Consider the following 1,205-nt stretch of genomic DNA (forward strand, 5'->3'; position numbering starts at 1 on the left):
TTGGCAGCCCCGCCCGGAACCGCCGCCTCGATGCGCGCGATCTCCCGCGCATCCAGCGCCAACAGCGTCAGCATCTCTGGCTGGATCGCCCGGCAATCCGCCGGAATTCCGTTGGGCGGAACAATCACTTCCCGCCGCACCGGCTCCTGCGCCAGCGCCTGCGCGAAGGCGCCGAGCCGGGGCTGCTGGAACAGCGTGCGCACCTGTGCCGCCCAGCCTTGGGCGCGCATGCGCTCCAACAGCCGCAGCGCCAGCAGCGAATGGCCGCCGAGTTCGAAGAAGCTGTCCTGCCGCCCCACGCGCGCCACGCCCAGCAGGATCGTGGCGACCAGGGTGCCGCGCCAGGGCCGAACCACCGACAACAGGGTGGCCAGCGTGGCCTTCCAGCCGACCTTGTCGGCGTCGGCGTCGGCGTCCAGCAAGCGCGGTGCCGGGTTTGGATCGCCATCGCCATCGCCGGAGGCGCACGGCAAGGCGGCCGGCGTCGCAGCAGGCGCCGGGGCGCTGGCGGAGGTGGTGCTCAGGTCCAGGGCCTGTTCGTGCATCAGGCGGTGATAGAGACCTTGCTGGCGCATCAGTTCGGCGTGCCGGCCCTGCTCGATGACGCGCCCCTGGTCCAACACCAGACAGCGGTCGGCACCGATGATGCTGGCCAGGCGATGCGCCAAGACGAGCGTGGTGCGCCCGGCCATCAGGCGGTCCAGCGCCTCTTGGATCAGCGCCTCGTTCTCGGTGTCCACCGAGGACAGCGCTTCATCCAGGATCAGGATGGGCGCGTCGCGCAACAGGGCGCGCGCGATCGCCACGCGCTGGCGCTGGCCCCCCGAAAGCTGCAGGCCGCGTTCGCCGATGTGGGTGGCGTAGCCCTGCGGCAGCGCCATGATGAAGTCATCGATGTTGGCGACGCGGGCCGCGGCGCGCACCTGTTCGTGGGTTGCATCGGGCCGCCCCAGCCGCAGGTTGTCGTCGATGGTGCCGTGGAACAGGGTGATGTCCTGGCTGACCAGCGCCATCTGGCTCAGCAGCGTCTGCGTCTCGAGGACGTTGATGTCGTGGCCGCCCACGCGGATGGCACCGGCCTGCGGCACGCACTCGCGCAGCAGCAGGCGCACGATGGTGGACTTGCCTGCGCCGCTGGGGCCCACGATGCCGACGCGTTCGCCGGCGGCGACGCGGAACGACAGGCCCCGGTGGGCGGGACGCTG

At 71.3% G+C, this 1,205-nt stretch carries 1 protein-coding gene; it reads right to left on the reverse strand.

The window, feature by feature from the left end; translation table 11 throughout:
- Positions 1-1,205: ABC transporter ATP-binding protein (locus ACSFA3_RS24395; protein ID WP_435507959.1), on the reverse strand; the 1,205-nt coding region annotated here is incomplete at both ends.

The sequence above is a fragment of the Variovorax glucosi genome (assembly GCF_051216695.1).
Classification (GTDB): domain Bacteria; phylum Pseudomonadota; class Gammaproteobacteria; order Burkholderiales; family Burkholderiaceae_C; genus Variovorax.